Origin of the sequence: Pseudonocardia lutea (genome assembly GCF_042658055.1) — a bacterium.
GTDB lineage: Bacteria > Actinomycetota > Actinomycetes > Mycobacteriales > Pseudonocardiaceae > Pseudonocardia > Pseudonocardia lutea.
On the sequence record NZ_JBHSQK010000150.1, the window covers coordinates 1 to 2,007 of the forward strand.

A 2,007-nucleotide genomic window follows, 5' to 3' on the forward strand; every position below is an offset into this window, starting at 1 on the left:
AAGGTCAAGGAGATGATCTATGTCGCCTTCGACGCCGCGGCCACCCACCTGTACGTCCCCGGGCTGAAGCTGCACCTGCGCAACGCCGTGCGGCTCGGCGCCACACAGGACGAGCTGATGGAGGTGCTCTCGATCGTCAGCGTGATCGGTATCCACGCTGCGACGACGGCCACGCCGATCCTCGCCTCCGTCGTCGCCGAGCAGGCGGGCGAGGCGGGGTGAGCCGCGCCGGCCCGCGGGCCGGGGCCGCCGCGGAAGGCGCCGGCCCTCCGCGCCGTCCCGTCCGCGGGCCGGACACCACTACTGTGCGGCTCGTGACGGCAGCTGAGGAGACGGGCACCTTCCGCGGGATCCGCGTCGGCCGGGTCGCCGCGCCGCTGCGCGAGCAGGTGATCGACGGGTTGCGCACCGCCATCCTCGAGTTCGAGCTGAAGCCCGGCCAGCGGCTGGTCGAGCGCGAGCTCATCGAGCAGACCGGTGTCTCTCGCGCGACCATCCGGGAGGCGCTGCGGGAGCTGGCCGCCGAGGGCCTCGTCGTCACCGTGCCGCAGAAGGGCGCCTTGGTCTACAAGCCGTCGGCCGACGAGGCCCGGGACCTCTACGCGGTGCGCGCCTCCCTGGAGGCGCTCACCGTGCGCCGCTTCATCGAGCGGGCGAACGCCGCGCACCATGATCGGCTGCGCGCCACCGTCACCGCCCTGGAGCAGGACGTCGAGGCCGGCGCGGACATGCACACACTGCTGCGCGACAAGGACCTCTTCTACACCGAGCTGCTCGCCGGGGCGGCCAGCCCGACCATCGAGCAGATCCTCGGCGGGGTGCAGGCGCGGGTCCGGCTGCTGCGCGCCACGTCGATGTCGCAGCCCGGGCGTGCCGCGCAGATGGCCGCCGAGATGCGCGCGCTGGTCGACGCGATCACCGCCCGGGACGTCGCCTGCGCGGAGCGGCTGTGCACCGAGCACCTCGAACACGCCGCCGCCACCGGCCTCGCAGCCCTCGACGGGGTCGGGAAACAGGGGGCGTAGGAAGCCGCATCCCTGCGATGCGCGGCACCCGAGGCGGGCGGGCGGCGCGGAGGGTGATCGATGGGTCCGGGCGGATCCGGCCGGGATCGAGCGGCGCGCTTCACGACCGCTGATCACATTCGCCGAGTGGGTACGAGCAGGCCCGTACCCGAGAACGGACCGGCACCCCGTCCCGCGGGGCGAGGTGCCGTCGTCGTCCGTCGACCGTCGTCCGTCGGCCGGGATCCGGCCGGCCGGATCACTCCTGCTCGGAGCCCTTCTCGGACCCCTGCGCCGGCAGCTCGGCGGCCGGGACCTGCACCGGGATGCTGGTCACGCCCGGCTTCTGCGGCTCGGCGTAGGCGCCGGCCACGCGAACCTTCAGCACGCCCGCCTCGTAGGTGGCGCTCACCGCGTCGGCGGTGACGTGCTGCGGCAGGGCGAAGCTGCGGCGGAAGGAGCCGTAGCGGACCTCGCGGAATCGGCGGCCGTCGTTCTCCTCGCTCCGCTCGTCACGGCGCTCGCCGTGCACGACCAGGCGGCCCTCCTCGACGTCCACGTGGACGTCCGTGGCGGGGTCGAGGCCCGGGACCTCCAGGGAGACCAGGGCGTCGTCGCCGTCGCGGGTCACGTCGGCTGCCGGGGTGAACCCGCTCTCCGGGCGCGGGAAGCGCACGGGCGAGGGGCCGAAGGCGCGCCGGACGAGGGCGTCGAACTCGGCGAAGAAGGGGTCGCGGCGTGGGATCAGGGTGCTCATGGTGTGTCTCCTCGATGCTGGTCGCTGGCGGGGTTCGCAGCGTCTGACTGAGTAAACATGAGTCGCAGGGACTCAATTCCCGGGTTCGTGGAGTAGTTCGCGTCACACTGGTGACGGCCGACGGAGCAGGCGGAAGGGGGAGCGCGGTGAGCAACGCCGACCTGGGGGAGGGCGGGGCGAGGAAGGGCGAGACGACCGACGCGGGCGACCCGGTGTGCTGGCTGCACCACCTCTGCCCCGTCTGCG

3 protein-coding genes are annotated in these 2,007 nt (G+C 73.3%); 2 read left to right on the top strand and 1 reads right to left on the bottom strand.

The window, feature by feature from the left end:
• Positions 1-222 (top strand): carboxymuconolactone decarboxylase family protein (locus tag ACFQH9_RS32085; protein ID WP_379572228.1); only part of this gene is annotated, 222 nt, incomplete at its 5' end.
• A 92-nt stretch (positions 223-314) separates the two neighbouring features.
• The gene (locus ACFQH9_RS32090; RefSeq protein ID WP_379572230.1) at positions 315-1,025 is read left to right on the top strand and encodes a GntR family transcriptional regulator; all 711 of its coding nucleotides are present in this window, start codon (positions 315-317) and stop codon (positions 1,023-1,025) included.
• Positions 1,026-1,263: 238 nt separating this feature from the next.
• Here the strand turns inward: ACFQH9_RS32090 and ACFQH9_RS32095 are convergent, their stop codons facing one another.
• Positions 1,264-1,761 carry an Hsp20/alpha crystallin family protein gene (locus ACFQH9_RS32095; RefSeq protein ID WP_379572232.1) on the bottom strand — a complete coding sequence of 166 codons (498 nt, stop codon included), beginning with the start codon at positions 1,759-1,761 and terminating at the stop codon, positions 1,264-1,266.
• Positions 1,762-2,007 lie beyond the last annotated feature (246 nt).